The sequence below is a fragment of the Thermomonas sp. genome (genome assembly GCF_029945965.1).
In the GTDB taxonomy this organism is placed as follows: domain Bacteria; phylum Pseudomonadota; class Gammaproteobacteria; order Xanthomonadales; family Xanthomonadaceae; genus Thermomonas.
On the sequence record NZ_JAQSDO010000015.1, the window covers coordinates 1,036,830 to 1,056,732 of the forward strand.

The following is a 19,903-nucleotide window of genomic DNA, read 5'->3' on the forward strand; positions in this document are numbered from 1 at the left end:
ATGGAACTGTTCCTGCTGCTCACCACGCCTGTATTCGGCTGTCTGGTCCTGACCATGGTCGGTGCGCGCCGCTGGGCGCCGGAGGTCAATGTCGGTTTCAGCTTCGTCACCTTCCTGGCCAGCATCGCGCTGACCGCCCGGGTGATGGCGCATGGTCCGATGTTGGCCGGCAACGAGCAGTTTTTCGTCGACCCATTCAATGTCTTCCTGGTCGCGCTCACCGCCTTCGTCGGCCTGACCACCGCGTTGTTTTCACGTCCTTACATGCGCATCGAGGAAGCACACGGCCGCCTGACCCCGGCGCGATCCCGCCTGTACCACAGTATGTACCAGTTGTTCATGTCCACAATGCTGCTGGCACTGCTGACCAACAACCTCGGCCTGCTGTGGGTAGCGATGGAGGCGGCGACCCTGTCGACCGTGTTGCTGGTTTCGCTGTATCGCACACCGGCCAGCCTGGAAGCGGCGTGGAAGTACTTCATCCTGTGTGGTGTCGGCATCGCGCAGGCGTTGTTCGGGACGATCCTGTTGTATTTCGCAGCGGAAAAGGTGCTCGGCGGCGAAGGCAGCACGGCCTTGCTGTGGACCCACCTGAACGCCGTCAAGGGCCAGCTCGAACCGACCGTACTCGCCCTCGCCTTCGTGTTCCTGCTGGTCGGCTACGGCACCAAGATCGGGCTGGCGCCGCTGCACAACTGGCTACCAGATGCCCACGCCGAAGGTCCCACACCGGTATCGGCGGTGCTCTCCGGACTGCTGCTCAATGTCGCCGTGTATGCGGTGGTGCGCTGCAAAGTGCTGGTCGATGGCGCAGTGCACACCGGCCTGGCCAGCAACCTGATGATGGGCTTCGGGTTGTTTTCGGTGCTGCTGTCCTCGTTCTTCCTGTGGCGGCAGAAGGACATCAAGCGGTTGTTCGGCTACTCGTCGATCGAGCACATGGGGATCATCACGTTCGCCTTTGGCATGGGCGGGCCGGTCGCGAACTTTGCCGCACTGCTGCACATGACCGTGCACTCGCTGACCAAGTCGGCGATCTTCTTCACCGTGGGCCACGCGACGCAGAAAGCCGGAACCCAGGTGATGGATTCGATCCGCGGGCTGATTGTGGTCAGCCCATCCATCGGCTGGGGCCTGATGATCGGCACCCTGGCAATCCTCGGGATGCCGCCATTTGGGGTGTTCGCCAGCGAATTCCTGATCCTGACCACAGCGATGCGCGATCATCCGTGGGCGACGCCGATCTTGTTGCTGGCACTGGGTATCGCGTTCGCCGCAATCTTCACCCGCGTCCAGTCGATGGTCTTCGGCGAAACCAATCTCAAGCGATTACCACATTCGCCGGCGCTGGTGCCGGTGTTTGCCCACCTCGGCCTCGTGCTTTGCCTTGGCTTGTACATTCCACCGGCACTGGCCAACTGGTACCGGCTGGCGGCGGAGTTGATCGGATGAGCACCGTCATGCCCTATGCCGATCTCGGCATTGCACTGCAGACCATCGCCGGCGAGTTGCCGGCGCGCCACTGCACGCTCGATGACGAACACCTGATCACCCTGTGCCATACCGTGCGCGACGATGGCGGCCATATGTTGAGCCTGTGGGGCGAGGACAGACGCGCGCACGAGGGCGGATTTGCGCTGCTGGTTGCCCTGCAGGACGACGATGGCCTGCTGGTCGCACAACTGCCGCTGCCTGCCGACAACCCTGTGCATCCCGACCTGAGCATGATTTTTCCGGTCGCCGACCACCTGCAACGCGCCAACTTCGATCTGCTCGGCATCCGCGCCAGCGGCGGCGATCCACGCGGCTGGCTGTGGCACGGACATTGGCCGCAGCCCACTTTTCCGCTGCGCTGTCCGCAACCTGGCGACGACGAAATCGAGCGCGGCAATGACGCCTATCAGTTTGTCCGGGTCACCGGCGACGGCGTTCACGAAATCGCGGTTGGCCCGGTGCATGCGGGCATTATTGAACCCGGGCATTTCCGCTTTTCCGTGGTGGGCGAAAAGGTGCTGCGCCTGGAACCGCGCCTGGGTTATGCCCACAAGGGGATCGAAAAACGCTTCGAATCGATGGCTCTGGCCGATGCGGTGCGGTTGGCCGCGCGGGTATCGGGAGACAGCGCCGCTGCCTATGCCTGGGCGTTTGCGATGGCGGCTGAATCGCTGACCGCGACCCCGGTGCCGGCACGAGCGAGTGCCTTGCGCGCACTGCTGCTGGAACGCGAGCGCATCGCAAACCATCTTGGCGACCTGGGTGCGCTCGGCAACGATGGCGGCTTCGCTTTTGGCCTGAGCCAGTTCTCCCGGCTGAAGGAGAACCTGCTGCGCGCGAACGCGAGCGCATTTGGCGCCCGCTATCCGATGGATGCCATCGTTCCGGGCGGTTGCCGCTGCGATCTGTCCGATCAGGCCCGCGATGAACTGTTGGCATCGATCGCGGCACTCGAACCCGAAGTGCACACCTTGCACGAGATCTACGCCAACCACTCAGGCCTGCAGGACCGTTTTCGCGACACCGGTCGGATCAATCCGGCACTAGTCGAGCGACTGGGCGTGATCGGCATGGCCGCACGCGCAACCGGCTTCCGCCGCGACTGGCGGCTGGACTTGCCGGTAGTGCCCTACCCCGAGCTGGACGTGGCACCGGCCGTGTTCGGCCAGGGCGATGTGGCGGCACGCGTGGCAGTGCGTTTCGCCGAGGTGTTCGAATCGTTGCGGCTGTGCCGGAAACTGCTGGAAACCCTGCCATCCGGAGCGACTTTGGTGCCACTGGGCGATGTGGAAGGCGACGGTTTCGGGATCGGTGGTGTCGAAGGCTGGCGCGGGCCGGTGTTCGTCGCCGTGCGTGCCGACGTTGACGGCCGCATCCTTCGCTGCCATCCACACGATCCATCCTGGCAAAACTGGCAGGTGATCGAACACGCAGCCATCGACAACATCGTTCCGGATTTCCCGCTGATCAACAAATCCTTCAACCTGTCCTACAGTGGGGTGGACCTGTGAGGCGCTGCATGCACGAACGAACATCACGATGCTGAAGACGCTCCGGCACATCGCCCGGATCGGGCTGGTCAGCGAACCCGCACCGCCAGCGGATACCACGCTGTGTTCGCCAGACATGCTGCACGACGAAATCTGGAAAGTGTTCGGTCGCGCGCTGTGTCTGCGCTTTGTGGATGCCGGCTCATGCAATGCTTGCGAACTGGAGTTGCAGGCACTGGGCAACCCCTACTACAACCTCGAAGGCCTGGGCATCAAATTCGTCGCCAGCCCGCGCCATGCCGACGTGCTGCTGGTCACCGGCCCGATGGGTGCCAACATGGCCGAGGCGCTGCGCCGCACCCACGCCGCCATGCCCGATCCGAAACGGGTCATCGCAATCGGCGATTGCGCGGCCTGCGGCGGAATCTTCGGGGAGAGTTACGCCAGCCTCGGCAAAGTGGCCAACGTGATCCCGGTGGATGTGACGATCCGCGGCTGTCCGCCGACCCCGACAGCCCTGCTACAAGGCATCCTTGCGGCAGCGATCGGCAAGGCAGCTTGAGCGACGTGGCCGCCATGTCCGCAAGCAGCCTGGGCAAGCCCCGCCAACGTCCGGTCCACTTGCTACAAATATTCCGATGAGCAAAACACCACCGCCATGTGCGCTAACCATTGCCGGCAGCGATTCCGGCGGCGGCGCCGGCATCCAGGCCGACCTGCGCACCTTTGCCGCGTTCGGCGTACACGGGCTGTCCGCGATCGCTGCATTGACGGCGCAGCACACCCGCGGCGTCACCGCCGTGCATGTGCCACCGGTCGCGTTCCTGCGCGCGCAAATTGATACTTGCTTCGACGATTTCAACATCGGCGCGGTAAAGCTGGGCATGCTGGCCAATGCCGAGGTCATACATGCAGTCGCCGATGCGCTGGAATTCCATGCGCCAGCCTGCATCGTGCTGGATCCAGTGATGGTCGCGACGTCCGGCGCAAAACTTCTGGAAGACGATGCGCTGCATGCGCTGCGTACACGACTGCTGCCAATGGCAACGGTGCTGACGCCGAATATCCCGGAGGCCGAACTGCTGCTGGGCCACCGCATCGAAAATGCCGATGCCGCCGACGATGCCGCGCGCGCACTACTCGAGCTGGGTGCGCGCGCGGTACTGCTCAAGGGCGCGCACCTGGACGAAGGCGACATCGTGGTTGATCGCTATGTCGATGCGAACATGGATGCCCCGCTCAATAGGCAATACCAGCATGACCGGTTGCCGCTGGAAGGCCATGGCACCGGCTGCACACTGGCTTCCGCGATTGCCGCCAACCTGTGCCTGGGACTGTCGCCGGCGGCCGCCTGCGAAGCGGCGATCGACTATGTCGCCGACGCGCTCAGGCGCGGTTATCGCCCCGGCAAGGGCGACGTGGTGGTACTCGACCATTTCGGCGCCTCGCCGTGGAACCGTGGATGATGCAGGCGCTGGAACTTGCTGTCTGCTCACACGATGGCCATCAGGCCGAACTGATCGTGCGGATCCCCGATGCGCCACGCGCAAGCATGTTGTGGCTGCCGGCGCTTGGCATCACCGCACGCCACTACATTCCGTTCGCGGAGGCGTTGGCGGCACATGGCGTCGCAGTGTTCCTGCACGAATGGCGCGGCCATGGCAGCAGCAATGTGCGTGCCGGTGGCGGGATCGACTGGGGCTATCGCGAACTGCTGGAGGACATCAACGCAAGTGCCACCACTGTGGAGGCCCACGCAAACGGACTGCCACGCTTGGTGGGTGGACACAGCCTTGGTGGGCAGATGGCCTGCATGCACGCCGCGCTGGTTCCTGACACCATCCAAGATGTATGGCTGGTCGCGAGTGGCGCACCTTACTGGCGCGCTTTCCCGCGACCGATGCGCTGGTGGCTGCCGCCAACCGTGCGTTTCCTGCAATGGCTGGCACAACGCAATGGTTTCCTGCCTGGTCGCAGGATCGGGTTTGGCGGAAATGAAGCCGCCGGCGTCATGACGGATTGGGCGCGCACCGCACTGCTCGGCCGCTACGCGGCAGCAGGCCTCGAGGAAGACATCGAACAGGCACTGTCGGCATTCAACGGCAACGTGCGCGCGATAACGCTTTCAGACGACTGGATGGCGCCACCCAGCTCGCTCCGCTTCCTGTTGTCGAAACTGGCCCGGGCGCGCGTCACTGAAGCACACTTCTCCATGCAACAGGTCGGCGCGGCGGCCGACCATTACGCGTGGATGAAACACCCCGATGCCGTCGCGGCGTGGCTAGCTGGCACCACTGCGGCCGAACCTATCGCGCGTGAAAATACCACGCCCGCAACTACCTAGACCCGTCCGAACACCAACGCGGCATTGGTGCCGCCGAAGCCGAAGCTGTTGGACATCACCATGCGCAAGTCGGCATCGCGGCTCTCGCGCACGATGGGAAATCCTGCACAGCGCGGGTCGAGTTCTTCAATGTTGGCCGAGCCGGCGATGAAGCCTTCCTGCAGCATAAGCAGGCAGTAGATCGCCTCGTGCACGCTGGCTGCACCCAGCGAATGCCCGCTGAGTGCCTTGGTCGAAGACAACGGCGGAATCGAATCGCCGAATGCCGCACGCACCGCTTCCAGCTCAGTTACGTCGCCCAACGGAGTCGAGGTGCCATGCGTGTTGAGGTAATCGATGGGAGCATCAAGCCCTTCCATCGCCATGCGCATGCAACGCACTGCGCCCTCGCCGCTCGGCGCCACCATGTCTGCGCCGTCGCTGGTCACGCCATAGCCGAGCAACTCGGCATGGATGCGTGCACCACGTGCCAGCGCATGCTCGTACTCTTCGAGCACCAGCATGCCGCCGCCAGCAGCAATCACAAAGCCGTCGCGATTGGCATCGTAGGGACGCGACGCGGTCTGCGGCGTCTCGTTGAAGTGGGTGGACAATGCACCCATCGCATCAAACTGGCTGGTCATGCCCCAGTGCACTTCCTCGCCGCCGCCGGCGAACACGATGTCCTGCGCGCCATGCCGGATCATGTCTGCAGCTGCGCCGATGCAATGCGCCGATGTCGCGCACGCCGCGGACAGCGAATAGCTGACGCCCTTGATCGAATACACCGTTGCCAGCGCCGCGGACACCGTCGAACACATCGTGCGCGGCACCATGTACGGACCGATCTTGCGCACGCCCTTGGCGCGCAGCAGGTCGGCGGTTTCGATCTGCCACTTCGGCGAACCACCACCGGAACCGGCGATCACGCCGATCCGCGGATCGCTGAGCGCCGCGGGATCCAGGCCAGCATCGGCGACTGCCTGGGCCATCGCCACGCAGGCGTAGGCCGCGGCATCGCCCATGAAGCGTTTCTGCTTGCGATCAATCAGCGCATCCAGGTCGATCGTGGGCACGCCGGCGACCTGCGCGCGCAGGCCCAGATCCGCCTGGTCTTGCCGGAAACTGATGCCGCTGCGGCTTTCGCGCAGCGACGCGGTCACGCTGGCTGCATCGTTGCCCAGGCAGGACACGATGCCCATGCCGGTGACGACAACGCGCTGGCTCGTGTTGTTGCTCATACCACCTCCGTGGCCTGAAACAGGCCGACCCGCATGTCCTTCGCCGTGTAGATCTCGGTGCCGTCAACCAGGGTCCGGCCGTCGGCGATCACCATTTTCAGGCGGCCGCGCATGACCCGGCGGATGTCGATTTCGTAGCTGACCACCTTGGCATCGGGCATCACCTGTCCGGTGAACTTGATCTCGCCCGCACCCAGCGCACGCCCGCGCCCGGGTTCGCCCAGCCACGGCAGGAAGAAGCCGGTGAGTTGCCACATCGCATCCACGCCCAGGCAGCCTGGCATCACCGGATCGCCGAGGAAATGGCAGCCGAAGAACCAGAGTTCGGGATTGATGTCGAGTTCGGCGCGAATGAAGCCCTTGCCATTGCCGCCGCCCTCTTCGGAAATATGCGTGATGCGGTCGAACATCAACATCGGCGGCGCGGGTAATTGCGCGTTACCGGCACCAAACATCTCGCCACGGCCGCAGGCCAGCAACTGCTCGCGATCCAGCGAAGAAGGACGGGTCATGGAATGCGCCTTGCGGGAAAACATCAATTCTACGGGCGGATCCCCGACATACCTATGCGTATTGCCGGGTGCTGGCGCCAATCCTGCGGTGACGGCCGTACCGCATGCGTGAAATCGAATGCACCCGGCGGCATACGGCACGGCGTATTAAGCTGCAGGCGACCCCGCCCGGAACGCATGCGTGATGCCTGCTGCACCCGCTTCGCTATTGACCATTTTCGGCGCCACTGGCGACCTCGCCCAGCGGATGCTGTTGCCCTCGCTCTACAGCCTGCAGGCCGAGGGCTTGCTCCCACCGGACCTGCGCATCCTCGGCACCGCCCGAAGTGAGCTGGACCGCGAGGCGTTCGCTGGCCAAGTCGCGAACGCCATCGCCGAACGCGTCCCCGCGGCCGAGCGCAACGACGCAGCGGTGCGTGGCCTGCTGGATCGGCTCGACTACTGCCCCGCGAGCGTGAACGACGACGCCTCGATGGCCACGCTGGCCGAACGCGTCAACGCGTTGCGCAACGGCGATGTGCTCTACCACCTTAGTACCGCGCCACGCTTCTATGTCCCGGCCTGCCACGCACTGGGCGCGCATGGCGCCGCGGGCGCAGGCACCCGGGTGATGCTGGAAAAACCCATCGGCAAGAACCTGACCAGTGCCGAGGCGATCAACGACGGCGTGGCCGAAGTGTTCGACGAAGACCGCGTCTATCGCGTCGACCACTACCTCGGCAAGGAAGGCGTGCAGAACCTCATTGCGCTGCGCTTCGGCAATGCATTGTTCGAGCCGCAATGGAACGCGCGCCACATCGAGCAAGTGCAGATCACGGTTGCCGAAACCGTTGGGGTGGAAGGTCGCGGCGACTATTACGACGACTCAGGCGCGCTGCGCGACATGCTGCAAAATCATCTGCTGCAACTGCTGTGCCTGGTGGCGATGGAACCTCCGGCGCAGTTCGAACCCACCGCGATGCGCAACGAAAAAATCAAGGTACTGCGTTCGCTGCGCGCGATCGGTCGCGATGAGGTTGCCACCGAATTCGTGGCCGGCCAATACGGCGCCGGTGCGATCGACGGCGTCGCCGTGCCCAGTTATGCCGCCGAACTCGGCCGTGCCAGTAGCACCGAAACCTTCGTTGCGATGCGTGCACATGTCGACAACTGGCGCTGGTCCGGGGTGCCGTTTTACCTGCGCACCGGCAAGCGCATGCCATCGCGCTGCACCGAGATCTACCTGCAATTCCGAAAAGTGCCGCATTCGATCTTCGGCGGCGCCGCTGCCGGCGACATGCGCCCGAATGGCTTGTTGATCAGGCTGCAGCCAGAGGAACGGATCGAACTGCAGCTGATGAGCAAGACGCCGGGCCTTGACCGTTCCGGCCTGCGCCTGTCGCAGGTTGCGCTGGACCTGGATTTCCATACGGAATTCGCCGCTTCGCGCAAGCGCCTGGCCTACGAGCGTCTGTACCTGGATGCGATCGAGGGCAACGGCACGCTTTTCGTTCGCCGCGACGAAACCGAGGCTGCATGGCAGTGGGTCGATGCGATCCTCGACGGCTGGCGCGCCGGCGCAACCATGCCCAGGCTCTACCCGGCCGGCACTTGGGGACCCAGTGCGGCGGTGTCTCTGATCGAACGCAACGGCCAGAGCTGGCGCGAATAGGAGGCTATGGACAATGCCCTGGATCGAACACGACCACGCCAGCAGCGATGCGCTCGTTGCGCATCTCGTGGACACGTTGATTGATACCTGCAACCACGCAACCCGCGAACATCGCAGTGCATGGTTGGCACTGGCCGGTGGCCGCACGCCGCTGCCGATCTATGCGGCACTGGCCGCAGCGCTGCCCTCCGCGTCCCTGACGGTGATAACTACCGACGAACGCTGCGTGCCGCACACGCATCCCGCCTGCAATGCCACCGCACTGCGCGCGGCATTCGCCGGACATGCCGGCATCGTGGTAAATCCGTTGACCCGCGAGGACGGCGACGTGCAGGCGTCACTTAAGCAAACCCGCGCGATGCTCGCGCTGAACCAGCAACCCTTCGATGCCGTGCTGCTTGGCATGGGTGCAGACGGTCATTTCGCCTCGTTGTTCCCCGGCGCCGACAACCTGGCGGAAGGCCTGGCGCTTGATTCGCAAACCGATGCGATCGCTACCCTGCCCGATCCGTTGCCACCCGAGGCCCCATTCGCCCGGATCAGCCTGACCCTGCCGCGGCTGCTGCGCGCCAGCGCAGTCCATTTGGTCATTACCGGTGACGATAAACGCCGCGTGTTGCGTCAGGCGCAGCACCAGGACGCGGTCGACGCATGCCCTGCTGGCAAATATCCGGTTGCAGCGCTTTTGCACGCCAGCGACCATTGCGTGCAGATTCACTGGAGTCCTTGATGTCCTTACACCCCACCGTAGAACGCGTCACCAACCGCATCGCCGAACGCAGCAAACGACTGCGAGGCGATTACTTGGCACGGATGGATGCCGCCAGCAAACACGGCCCGGCACGTCGTGAACTTTCCTGCGGCAACATCGCACATGGCTTCGCCGCGTCCGGCACGGACAAACACATGCTGCGCACCGGCAGCGGCGGCAACATCGGGATTGTCACTGCCTACAACGACATGCTGTCGGCGCACCAGCCGATGGAGCATTACCCGTCGCTGATCCGCATGGCTGCGCGCAATGCAGGTGGCAGTGCGCAGGTCGCCGGTGGTGTGCCGGCGATGTGCGATGGCGTCACCCAAGGTCGCGCCGGGATGGAGCTGTCGCTGTTCTCGCGCGACGTGATCGCGATGTCCACCGCGATCTCGCTATCGCACGAGATGTTCGATGCCGTGCTGTGCCTGGGCGTGTGCGACAAGATCGTGCCAGGACTGCTGATCGGCGCACTCAGCTTCGGTCATTTGCCGGTGATCTTCGTGCCCGCCGGGCCGATGCCATCGGGTCTGCCGAACAAGCAGAAAGCCGAAGTCCGCCAACGTCATGCATTGGGCCAGGCCAGCCGCGATGATCTGCTTGACGCCGAAGCCGCGTCTTATCACAGCCCCGGTACCTGCACGTTTTATGGCACCGCCAATTCCAACCAGATGTTGATGGAGGTGATGGGCCTGCACATGCAGGGCAGCGCGTTCATCCCGCCAGGTACGCCGCTGCGCGATGCCCTGACCGTCGCGGCCGCCGAACAAGCGCTGCGCATCACCGCGCTTGGCAGCGACTACCGGCCGCTGGCCCGCACCATCGACGAAAAGGCCATCGTCAATGCAATGGTTGGTCTGGCCGCGACCGGCGGCTCCACCAATCATGCCCTGCACTTGGTCGCGATGGCCCGCGCCGCCGGTCTGCTGATCGACTGGGACGACCTGGACGAATTGTCCAGGGCCACGCCGCTGCTGGCGCGCGTGTATCCGAACGGCCCCGCCGACGTGAACCATTTCCACGCCGCGGGCGGCTTGGGTGTGGTGATCCGCGAACTGATCGATGCTGGCCTGCTGCATCCCGACATCGCTTGCGTGCATGGCGGCGACCTGCACCAGCAGGCGATGCAACCGGAACTGGATGGCATGTCACTGCGCTGGTCCGAACCGCCACTGCAGTCACTGGACACAGACGTGGTGCGCGGCGTCGCCGCACCGTTCGACAGCGAGGGCGGCCTGCACCGGCTTGCAGGCAACCTGGGCCGCGCAGTGGTCAAGATCTCTGCGGTCGCTACTGAATTCCGCAGTATTGAAGCACCCGCACGCATCTTCGAATCGCAGGATGCGTTGCTCGACGCGTTCAAGTCAGACAAGTTGCATGGCGATTTCGTTGCGGTCGTGCGTGGCCAGGGACCGCGCGCAAACGGTATGCCGGAATTGCACAAGCTCACCCCGACGCTGGCGGCATTGCAGGATCGCGGCCAACGCGTCGCCTTGCTGACCGATGGTCGGATGTCGGGCGCGTCCGGCAAGGTGCTGGCGGCAATCCATGTCACCCCCGAAGCAGCGGCTGCTGGTGCGTTGGCCAAGCTGTGCGAAGGCGACCTCATCCGCATCGACGCCGAAGCCGGCACGATGGATGCGCTCGTGGATGCGGGTGAATGGAACAGCCGCCCCCACGCACCCATCGCAGTCGCGGCCAATCACGTCGGCCATGGTCGCGAACTGTTCGGGATGCTGCGCCGTCAAGTGAGTCCGGCCGAACAAGGTGCATGCACCCTTTTTGTCGAAGAGGACAGCCTTGACGAAGGCACCGCAGAGGAGAGTGTGCGTGGGTGAAAACTCGCTCGCGCTGGTTGGAGATATTGGCGGAACCAATGCGCGGTTCGCGCTGACCGACCTGGCCTCGCCGCGGGTTGAACTGCAACAGGCGCAGTCGCTGCGCAATGCCGACTTCGCCAGCATGCAACACGCGGTCGAGCACTACCTGGCCAGCACGGGTGCCAAGCCCGCACGTGCGGCGCTGGCGGTGGCCTGCCCGGTCGGCAGCGACGAGATCCGGCTAACCAATCGCGCATGGTCGTTCAGCCGCAGCGAACTGCAGGCACGGCTGGACCTGTACGAACTGCGCATGATCAACGATTTCGGTGCGGTCGCCTGGGCGATCCCGACACTGGACCGCGAACACCTCACTACCTTGCACGGCGATCCGGTAGCGCCCTTGCGCGGGCCGATCACCGTGTTGGGGCCGGGTACCGGGCTCGGCGTGGCACTTCTCATCGGCTCACGGAAGCATGGCTGGCGCGCAGTCGAAACCGAAGGCGGCCACGTCAGCTTCGCGCCGATCGGCGATGAGGAGCGTGCAATTGCGCAATGGCTCACCGCCAAACATGGACGCACGTCGACCGAGCGCATGTTGTGCGGCACGGGCCTTTCGGAGATCGACGTGGTGTTGCGCGGTGCCAGTGCGGTGCAGCCGTCGCATGTGCCGGCTCCGGGTGAAACTTCGTTGCTGAATCCGCAGCTGCGCGAACCCCCGGAGATCGTGGCGGCCGCACTCGAAGGCCATGACCTCGCTGCACGACGCACGCTTGCACGCTTCTGCGCGGTGCTTGGCAGCGTCGCCGGCGATTGCGCGTTGGTGCATGGCGCACACACGGTAGTGATCGCCGGCGGCATCGTGCCAAGGTTCATCCCATTCCTGCGCAGCAGCGCGTTCCGCGAACGCTTCCTGGCCAAGGGGCGCATGGCGACCTTGCTTGAATCCGTGCCGATCCATGTGATCAACCACCCGAATCCCGGCCTGCTAGGCGCCGCCACCGCGCTGCGCGCCAGCGACCTCTGAGTTCAACCCTGTGAGTCAACACCCATGAGTTCCGTCATGAGCGACACCCAAACCCGCAACGTACGCGTCGATGCAGTTTTCGCACTGGCGCCGGTGATTCCGGTACTGACGATCATCAACCTCGACGATGCGCTGCCGCTGGCACGCGCACTCGCCAGCAATGGCCTACCGGTGCTCGAGATCACCTTGCGCACGTCTTGTGCGCTGGAAGCGATTGCATTGATCACTCGCGAATTGCCGGGCGCCTGTGTCGGCGCAGGCACGGTTCTGTCCGGCAAGGACCTGGATGCCGTGGCCGCAGCAGGCGCGCGTTTCGCGATCTCGCCGGGTGCCACCGACACGCTCTACCGCGAAGCCGCGGCCAACCCGGTGCCATTGATTCCCGGTATTGCGACTGCCAGTGAACTGATGCGTGGCTTGGAACACGGATGGCAGCGCTTCAAGTTCTTCCCGGCCGAATCCAGCGGCGGCATCGCCGCCCTGCGTGGTCTGGGGAGTCCGTTCGCGAACGTGCGGTTCTGCCCGACTGGCGGTATCGATGTTGCCAAGGCGCCGGCCTACCTGGCACTGTCGAACGTCGCCTGTGTCGGTGGTTCGTGGATGGTCCCCGCCGCTGCGCTGGCCGCACGCGACTGGACACGAATCGGCGACCTCGCCCGCGAGGCATCGGCGCTGACGCGCTAAATCCCGCTTTAGTGCTCCGCGCCACGCCGTAAACCGTAGGTGTGGGGCTTGCCCCACACCCAAGAGCAGCGGGGCAAGCCCCGCTCTACGAATAGAACGGGCTCAGTTGCTTGTCCTGAGGCCGATTTTGCCACCCATCATCCTGCTCAATACCACCGCAACCGCAATGGTCGACACCAAGGTGATGAACATCAGGTGCAAGTAGTGCAGCGGCGTCCATGCAAAGGTAAATACTGCGTATAGCGCGACACCGAACAGCAGCGCGATGCGCAATGCACGGACGTTCGCACCGCGGACGAAGATCGCCACGATGAACGCGGCCAGCACCGGCATCGAATACAAGCCGTTCAACTGTTGCAAGGTACCAATAATGCTCTTGGCATTCTGGTACAGCGGCACCAGCGCCAGCGACACCAGCATGAAGACCACCTGCACGGTCTGGCCGATGCGCTTGCCGTCCGCCTTCGGATTCACCAGCGGCAGGTGCAGGTCGACCGTGTACAGCGCCGCCGCCGAGTTGAGGCCGGCGTTGTAGCTGGACAACACCGCACCTGTCATCGCCGCTGCAAACGCACCCGACAGCCATGGCGGCAGCACATCGCCGACCAGGCGGCCATAGGCGTCGTCGTTGATATCACCATACAATTTGAACGCGATGATTCCGGGCAGGATCACGATGAACGGTGTCAGGAACTTCAGCGCTGCTGCCGCGTAGATGCCCTTCTGCGCCTCGCGCACACTCTTCGCCGCCATCGCGCGCTGCGCGATCAGCATGTTGGTGCCCCAGTAGAAAATATGCGCGAAGACCATGCCGGTCAACAATGTCGGCCACGGGATATCCGAGTCCGGCCCACCCCATAACGTCAGGCGCTCGGCAGGAATGCCCGAGAAATCCCAGCCAATTCGCTCAAGCGCGAACCACGTGACGAGGCCTCCCATCACCAGCAACACGACGCCCATGTAGGTGTCGGAAATCGCGATCGCACGCAGCCCGCCAAGCGCGGCATAGGCCAGCCCTGCGAGTGCGAACATCACTGAGATAGTGAGGATCGAAAGGTCTGGCTGGAACAGCGACTGCATGAAGCGCGCGCCGGTGTACAGCACCATCGGCAACAGGATGAACATGTAGCCCAGCAGGAACAGCACCGACACCGTGCGTCGCAGTCCGGCGCCACCCGGCATCCGCTTTTCAAGCAACTCGGTGGTGGTGGTGCAGTTGTATTTGTAATACATCGGCACCAGCACTTTTGCCAACACCAGCAGGCCGACTGCCGCGCCGAATTCCCACCACACCTGCAACAGATTCTGCGCGCCATTCATGCCGACGATTTGTTCGGCGCTGATATTGGTCAGCAGCAGCGAACCGGCGATGAAGGGCCAACTCAGGTGCTTGCCAGCGAGGAAGAAGTCCTGCGCGCTATCGCCACTCTTGCCTTCGCGGCGATAGCGCCACCAGGTCGCCAGCGCGACCAGCAGGGTCAAGCCCAGGAATACCGCCAGTTGCAGCATATTGGTTTGCATCCACCTACTCCACGCATAGCTAAGGACAAAAAAAGCCCCTGCCTGGGAGGACAGGCAGGGGCAGGGGTCACATCAATGCATCGTTCGCTACGACTAATTCACAACAGTCAAAACTTGTAGCTCACGCCCAGCAGGACCGTGCGGCCCCACTTGATATTCTCCAGCGGGCGATCCTTGGTACCCGCATACGTACGGTAGGAGGAATCGGTCAGGTTGCTGACCTGCAACTGCAAGCCCAAACCTTTCCAGCTGCCCTCTCCGAAGCTGTAACCGATTTGCGCATCGGTCTGGTTCTCACCCACTACGTAACGCAGGGTGCGGGCACCATCGAAGTTGCCGATCTCGCCGATGAAATCAGAACGCCGGCGGTTGTTGATGCGCGCTTCGAAGCCATTGCGCTCGTAGTAGGCGGTGAAGTTGTAGACGCTCTTGGACAGGCCCGGCAACGAGATATCACCGCCGCCCACGCTGGACGCGCTTTCCGGATCACGGATCTTGATGTTGCTGTCGGTGAAGCTGGCGCTGGCGACGATACCGAATCCATCCAGCGCCTGCCACCACAGGTTGAACGGAAGCGATGCAGTCAGCTCCAGGCCCTGCAACTTGCCACCTTGGCCGTTGTATGGCGCGGTGTAGTTGCCGGTGGTCTGCGGTGGGGTGGTGATACCCGGCGGCAGCACATAGCCCTGCAGCAGATTGGTGAAGTCGTAACCATCGCGGGTCTGGGTATAGATATAACTGGTCAGGTCCTTGTAGAACACCGCTGCGGCGACATACGCCTTGGTACCGAAATACTTCTCGTAGGAAATATCCAGTGCATTGGCCTTCCACGGATCAAGCATCGGGTTGCCGCCACCCGCACCCGGCACCGGGATCGGCTTGCTGGTGTCGACACCAAATTCAAGCGAGGAACGCAACTGATCCACGCGCGGCCGTGCAACCTGCTTGGCCAGCGCGAAGCGCAGTGTCTGGTCATTACTGAGCGAGAACGCCAGGTTCAGGCTGGGCAGCACGTCCGTGTACTTCTTGCCAAGGTTGATCGGCTGGACTTCCTGGCCGGCTGGCCGCGAACCATCCCAGTAGTTGGACGCCGAGGACTGGTCAACACTCTGGATCTGGAAGCCGATATTGCCGCGCACTGGCACCGAGCCCCAATCGGTATCGATGTTGGCGCGCAGGTAACCGGTGGTGATCTTCTCATCGACCGTCCAGGCCTTCGGAATCAGGTAGTTCAGGTTCTCGACCGGATTGAAGGTCATGTACTTGGCCACCGCGCCAGGCACATTCCACGACGGAATCATCCCGACGCCGGCGAAGCCAAGGTCGACCAGCCCGTACTGGAATTCAGAACCAATGGCGGTGTCGCCCTGCGCACCGACATTGATATTTCCTTCCGGCTGGCGCTTGGCCTTGCTGCGGTCGGCATAGTTAAGGCCAACGTCGATGTCGGACAGCCAAGCCATGCCTTCAGGTGCCGGGAAAGTGGCACCCAGCCGGACACTGGTCATTTCATCCGCGACCCGCGGGGTCTTGCCATAGCCGGATCCGTAAATCGTCCCGCGCAGGAGCAGCTTGCTTGCATCGGAATAATCACGACCCGGATTGAGTTGCGAGAACCCACCGCTGGAGTACATCAGGTTTAGCGTATCCAACTGCGGTGCTGGAGTCAGCTGGGTATTGTTCTCAAGGCTCAGCTCGTTGCGATCCGCCTTGGACCAGCTGACATCGGCCACGAGCTTTGCACGGCCCACGAAGTATTCATTCTTCCAGGCGAGTGAGTTGATCGTGTCCTTGCGCTTGTTGTACATGCCGCGCACCAGCGGATACAGGTTCGCTGCTGTGCCACCAGTAAAGGTGTTGTTGCTGTTGACCTGCGTATTGGTGACGTTGATCCGGCCGTAACCACCGTTGTAGTCGCCGAGGTTGACCTCGAACTGGTTGGCGGTCGATTCCTGTTTGTCTTCTGAATGGAAGGCATCAATCGTGCTGATCCAGGCATCTGACGGACGGAACTCCAGCGAACCCATGATGCCATCGCGCTTGGTGTAGCCAGTGCGGCGAAGGGCCTTGATGCCGTCCGAGTAGAACGTCCCGGCCGCTACGCCCGGGCGCCAGCCATTGCCGATCTGCTGCCATGGTTCGTACAGGCCGACCTGGTTTTCCTGGATCGGCGTATCCGAATGCGAGTAGCCGATCGAGTAGCCGACCTTGCGGTCTGCAGACTGGCCGATATAGCTCAGGTTGAAGCGGTTGCCATTGGCATCGGCATTCGCCGCCGATCCCAGCGAATTGCGCGATAGGCGGCCACTGAGTGCGACCACCGGCTTGTCGTAATCCAGCGGACGCACGGTGCGCATGTCCAGCGTGCCCGACAGGCCCTGCCCGATAAGTGCGGCATCCGGGGTCTTGTAGACAGTGACGCCAGCCATCAACTCGGACGGGTACTGATCGAACTCGACGCTGCGGTTGTCGCCGGTGCTGACCAGTTCGCGGCCGTTGAGCAAGGTTGTCGCGAAGTCGGGCGACAGACCACGCACGCTGATCACCTGGGCGCGACCGGCAACGCGTTGTGCAGCCAGTCCCGGCAGGCGCGCAATGGATTCGGCGATGCTGATATCGGGCAATTTGCCGATGTCTTCGGCAGATACCGCCTCGACGATCGAGGTCGCGTTCTTCTTGGTATCGATGGCGCGCTCGATGCCGCCGCGGATACCTGTCACCACCACCTTGTCCAGGTTCTTGACAGCTTCCGCCTTCTTCTTCGCAGCCGCAGCCTGCTCGGCCTTGTCGGTGGTTGGCGCGGTCTGCGCATGCGCCTGGGCCATCAACATCATCGTCGCCGAGGCCAGCGCCACGCTCAACAGGTTCCGCTTCAAATGCACCATTTTCCCCTCCAGGAATGGTTAGGTGGTCGGAAGGTGATTGCCTTCCGCTCCATCGCAAGTGCATGCACCGTGTGCAGCCATCATGCGAACGCAGACGATGGTAGTCGCGGACTCTCGCCGCATGGGATGCCTGCATACGTATTCATGACAATTTCGTTAATGACACTCCAAAAACCCCGCCAACACTCACTCTCATGAATGTCGCCAGGTGCAGGAAACAGGCGTGGTCAGGCCGAGACCGCACATCCGCATTGAAATGCGGCGGCGCACAATGTCTCTCGGATGTCCCACATCGAATCAAGCATCGCAGCACGCGCCACGGCGCTGAAGGTGTCTCTACATATGATCAGCATTACTCAACAACAACAGCACGCACATGTGATGCGGCACAAGCAGAACAGTTACTGACGCTGCGCGAACCACTGACACAACTCAGTGCTCCAATGGCACGAACCGGATCGCCTGCCCACCTCCCCCGGCCAGCCAAAGATCGAGCACATCCTTGCGGGTGACCTCGCGTGTTTCGCGCTTGAACCGGAAGCGCGCATCGCCATGCCAGTCGGCACCTTCGCCGTCACGGTAGATCTCGGCGCGATAACGCGTGCCGGCATCCAGGAAATCCAGCGGCACCTTGAGCGTGCGCGGGTTGCGGTCGCTCATCGCGCCAAGGAACCATTGCGCGCTGTTGCGATCCTTGCGCGCGATGGTGACGAACTCGCCCACTTCGCCATTGAGCACGCGGGTGTCGAACCAGTCGGTCGGTACGTCCTTGATGAACTGGAACGCATCCAGGTGCTGGGCGTAATGCTCGGGCAGGTCTGCTGCCATCTGGATCGGGCTGTACAAGGTCACGTAGAGCGCCAGCTGGCGCGCAAGCGTGCTCTGGATTTCCTTGCCGCCTCGACCGGTGAGACTAAGCACGCCGGGCGTGTAATCCATCGGGCCCGCAAGCATGCGGGTGAATACCAGGTTGATCTCATGTTCCGGCGGGTTGGGCGGATCGCCCCAGGCGTTGTATTCCATCCCACGCGCACCTTCGCGTGAGACCCAGTTCGGGTACGTCCGGCGCAGCCCGGTGTCCTTGATCGGCTCATGTGGATTGATCGCGATGTGGCGCTTGGCGGCTTCCTGCACGACATGCAGGTGATGGTTGCTCATCCATTGACCGTCGTGCCATTCGCGGGTCACCGGACCATCCGGACTGTCTTGCCGTTCGATCTGGCCAGCGTCACAGACGTAGCCGCTCTTGACCACGTCGATGCCCAGGCGCTGATCCAGGTCCAGCGCTTCGGCCAGCTGGCGTTCGTAATGACTGACCGCGCATCCGGTTTCGTGGTGACCAATCAGGTGCACGCCTTTCGATGCCGCATATTTCGAAAGTGCTTCGATGTCGAAGTCCGGGGTCGCCTTGCGGAAATCGAAGCCCCAGCCATTGGCGAACCAGTCGCCATCCCAGCCGACGTTCCAGCCTTCCACCAGCACGCCGCGAAAGCCATTGGCGGCGGCGAAGTCGATGTAGCGTTTGGTGTTTTCAGTGGTCGCGCCATGTTTGGTTCCGGTTGCCCAGGATTGGGTGTCCAGGTGCAGCGACCACCACACGCCCACGTATTTCGCCGGCTTGAACCAGCTCACGTCGCCCAGCTTGTTGGGTTCGTTGAGGTTGAGGATCAGGCTGGATTCCACCAGTCCGCCAGCACTCTCGCTGATCTGGATCGTTCGCCACGGCGTCTTGAACGGTGTGCTGACAACCACGCTCGCGCCCTGCACACCACCAGGTGACAGGTGTGCACGCAGGCGCTGGCCATCGCTGCGGCGCAGCCACATGCCGGCGTAATCGACCAAGGCCGCTTCATGGATCGACAGATGCAGGCCATCGGCGGTACGCATGGTAATCGGCGTATGTGCCTGCGACACCTCCACCAGCGGCGTGTGGTTGTACAGGTACTCGTAGCGGTTCCATTCGCCAGCCGGGATCCACCATGCAATCGCCGGCCGCACGATCGCGAATTCGGTGAACTCGTCCTCGATCTCGGCGCGCTGCAAAGCAGTCTGCTGCGGTACTTCATAACGAAAGCCGAGGCCATCGTCATATACGCGGAACACCACGTCGAAGCGACGATGGTCGCGGTCGGTCTCGACCAATGTCGTGCGCAATTCGTTGTAGTGGTTGCGGATGAAGCGACGCTCGCCCCAAGGCTGTTCCCAGGTCTCGTCGAAGCTGCTGCTTGCCTGCGCGTCGAGCTTGAGGTTGCGCAGCAGTTCGCGACCGTTGCGCAGCTGGATGCCCAGGCGCGAATCGTCGATGACGGGTTTCCCGTCGCGCAGTACGCGATAGGCCAGGCGTCCTTCGCCATTGATGTCGAGTTGCACGACGTTGCGGCCATCCGGTGAGGCCACCTGCGCCAGCTGCCCGGCATGCGCGAACAAGGGCAGTGCTGCCAGCAGCGCAAGCATCAGTCGCATCATTCTCTGTCCCCTTGATGGTTCACAAGCATCGCCAACCC

15 protein-coding genes are annotated in these 19,903 nt (G+C 63.0%); 10 read left to right on the forward strand and 5 right to left on the reverse strand.

Annotated features, from left to right (window positions below; genetic code table 11):
• The 5 genes from PSV05_RS11075 to PSV05_RS11095 all read left to right on the forward strand — a co-directional run bounded on the left by PSV05_RS11075 (position 1) and on the right by PSV05_RS11095 (position 5,328).
• A complete protein-coding gene (locus tag PSV05_RS11075) occupies positions 1–1,452 on the forward strand; it encodes a hydrogenase 4 subunit F (protein ID WP_300065070.1) in 1,452 nt (483 codons plus the stop codon).
• Entirely contained in the window at positions 1,449–3,005 is a 1,557-nt protein-coding gene (locus PSV05_RS11080; protein WP_300065072.1) for an NADH-quinone oxidoreductase subunit C, read from the forward strand. The genes PSV05_RS11075 and PSV05_RS11080 overlap by 4 nt, the downstream gene beginning before the upstream one ends.
• A gap of 28 nt (positions 3,006–3,033) precedes the next feature.
• Positions 3,034–3,546, forward strand: coding sequence for an NADH-quinone oxidoreductase subunit NuoB (nuoB, locus tag PSV05_RS11085; protein ID WP_300065074.1), 513 nt, complete (start codon positions 3,034–3,036; stop codon positions 3,544–3,546).
• A gap of 76 nt (positions 3,547–3,622) precedes the next feature.
• On the forward strand, positions 3,623–4,450 hold the full coding sequence (thiD, locus tag PSV05_RS11090) for a bifunctional hydroxymethylpyrimidine kinase/phosphomethylpyrimidine kinase (protein WP_300065076.1): 828 nt from the start codon (positions 3,623–3,625) through the stop codon (positions 4,448–4,450).
• The gene (locus tag PSV05_RS11095) at positions 4,447–5,328 is read left to right on the forward strand and encodes an alpha/beta fold hydrolase (RefSeq protein WP_300065078.1); all 882 of its coding nucleotides are present in this window, start codon (positions 4,447–4,449) and stop codon (positions 5,326–5,328) included. The genes thiD and PSV05_RS11095 overlap by 4 nt, the downstream gene beginning before the upstream one ends.
• Here PSV05_RS11095 and fabB read toward each other — a convergent pair.
• Positions 5,325–6,548, reverse strand: coding sequence for a beta-ketoacyl-ACP synthase I (gene fabB, locus PSV05_RS11100; RefSeq protein ID WP_300065080.1), 1,224 nt, complete (start codon positions 6,546–6,548; stop codon positions 5,325–5,327). The genes PSV05_RS11095 and fabB overlap by 4 nt on opposite strands.
• Positions 6,545–7,060 carry a 3-hydroxyacyl-[acyl-carrier-protein] dehydratase FabA gene (gene fabA / locus PSV05_RS11105; RefSeq protein WP_300065082.1) on the reverse strand — a complete coding sequence of 172 codons (516 nt, stop codon included), beginning with the start codon at positions 7,058–7,060 and terminating at the stop codon, positions 6,545–6,547. The genes fabB and fabA overlap by 4 nt, the downstream gene beginning before the upstream one ends.
• Before the next feature lie 184 nt (positions 7,061–7,244).
• Here fabA and zwf point away from each other — a divergent pair, with 184 nt between their 5' ends.
• The 5 genes from zwf to eda are packed head-to-tail and all read left to right on the forward strand — an operon-like array spanning position 7,245 to position 12,993.
• Positions 7,245–8,711: a glucose-6-phosphate dehydrogenase gene (gene zwf / locus PSV05_RS11110; RefSeq protein ID WP_300065084.1), complete on the forward strand. Its 1,467-nt coding sequence runs from the start codon at positions 7,245–7,247 to the stop codon at positions 8,709–8,711.
• Positions 8,712–8,724: 13 nt separating this feature from the next.
• Entirely contained in the window at positions 8,725–9,441 is a 717-nt protein-coding gene (gene pgl, locus PSV05_RS11115) for a 6-phosphogluconolactonase (RefSeq protein ID WP_300065086.1), read from the forward strand.
• Positions 9,441–11,303, forward strand: coding sequence for a phosphogluconate dehydratase (edd, locus tag PSV05_RS11120; RefSeq protein ID WP_300065088.1), 1,863 nt, complete (start codon positions 9,441–9,443; stop codon positions 11,301–11,303). The genes pgl and edd overlap by 1 nt, the downstream gene beginning before the upstream one ends.
• Positions 11,296–12,309: a glucokinase gene (gene glk, locus PSV05_RS11125; RefSeq protein WP_300065090.1), complete on the forward strand. Its 1,014-nt coding sequence runs from the start codon at positions 11,296–11,298 to the stop codon at positions 12,307–12,309. The genes edd and glk overlap by 8 nt, the downstream gene beginning before the upstream one ends.
• Before the next feature lie 36 nt (positions 12,310–12,345).
• Complete coding sequence (eda, locus tag PSV05_RS11130) at positions 12,346–12,993, forward strand: bifunctional 4-hydroxy-2-oxoglutarate aldolase/2-dehydro-3-deoxy-phosphogluconate aldolase (protein ID WP_300065092.1); 648 nt, start codon at positions 12,346–12,348, stop codon at positions 12,991–12,993.
• A 102-nt stretch (positions 12,994–13,095) separates the two neighbouring features.
• On the opposite strand, the gene PSV05_RS11135 is transcribed toward eda, so the two are convergent.
• The 3 genes from PSV05_RS11135 to PSV05_RS11145 all read right to left on the reverse strand — a co-directional run bounded on the left by PSV05_RS11135 (position 13,096) and on the right by PSV05_RS11145 (position 19,865).
• On the reverse strand, positions 13,096–14,514 hold the full coding sequence (locus tag PSV05_RS11135) for an SLC5 family protein (RefSeq protein WP_300065094.1): 1,419 nt from the start codon (positions 14,512–14,514) through the stop codon (positions 13,096–13,098).
• A 107-nt stretch (positions 14,515–14,621) separates the two neighbouring features.
• The gene (locus PSV05_RS11140) at positions 14,622–17,399 is read right to left on the reverse strand and encodes a TonB-dependent receptor (RefSeq protein WP_300065096.1); all 2,778 of its coding nucleotides are present in this window, start codon (positions 17,397–17,399) and stop codon (positions 14,622–14,624) included.
• A 432-nt stretch (positions 17,400–17,831) separates the two neighbouring features.
• Complete coding sequence (locus tag PSV05_RS11145; RefSeq protein WP_300065098.1) at positions 17,832–19,865, reverse strand: glycoside hydrolase family 97 protein; 2,034 nt, start codon at positions 19,863–19,865, stop codon at positions 17,832–17,834.
• Positions 19,866–19,903: the final 38 nt, after the last annotated feature.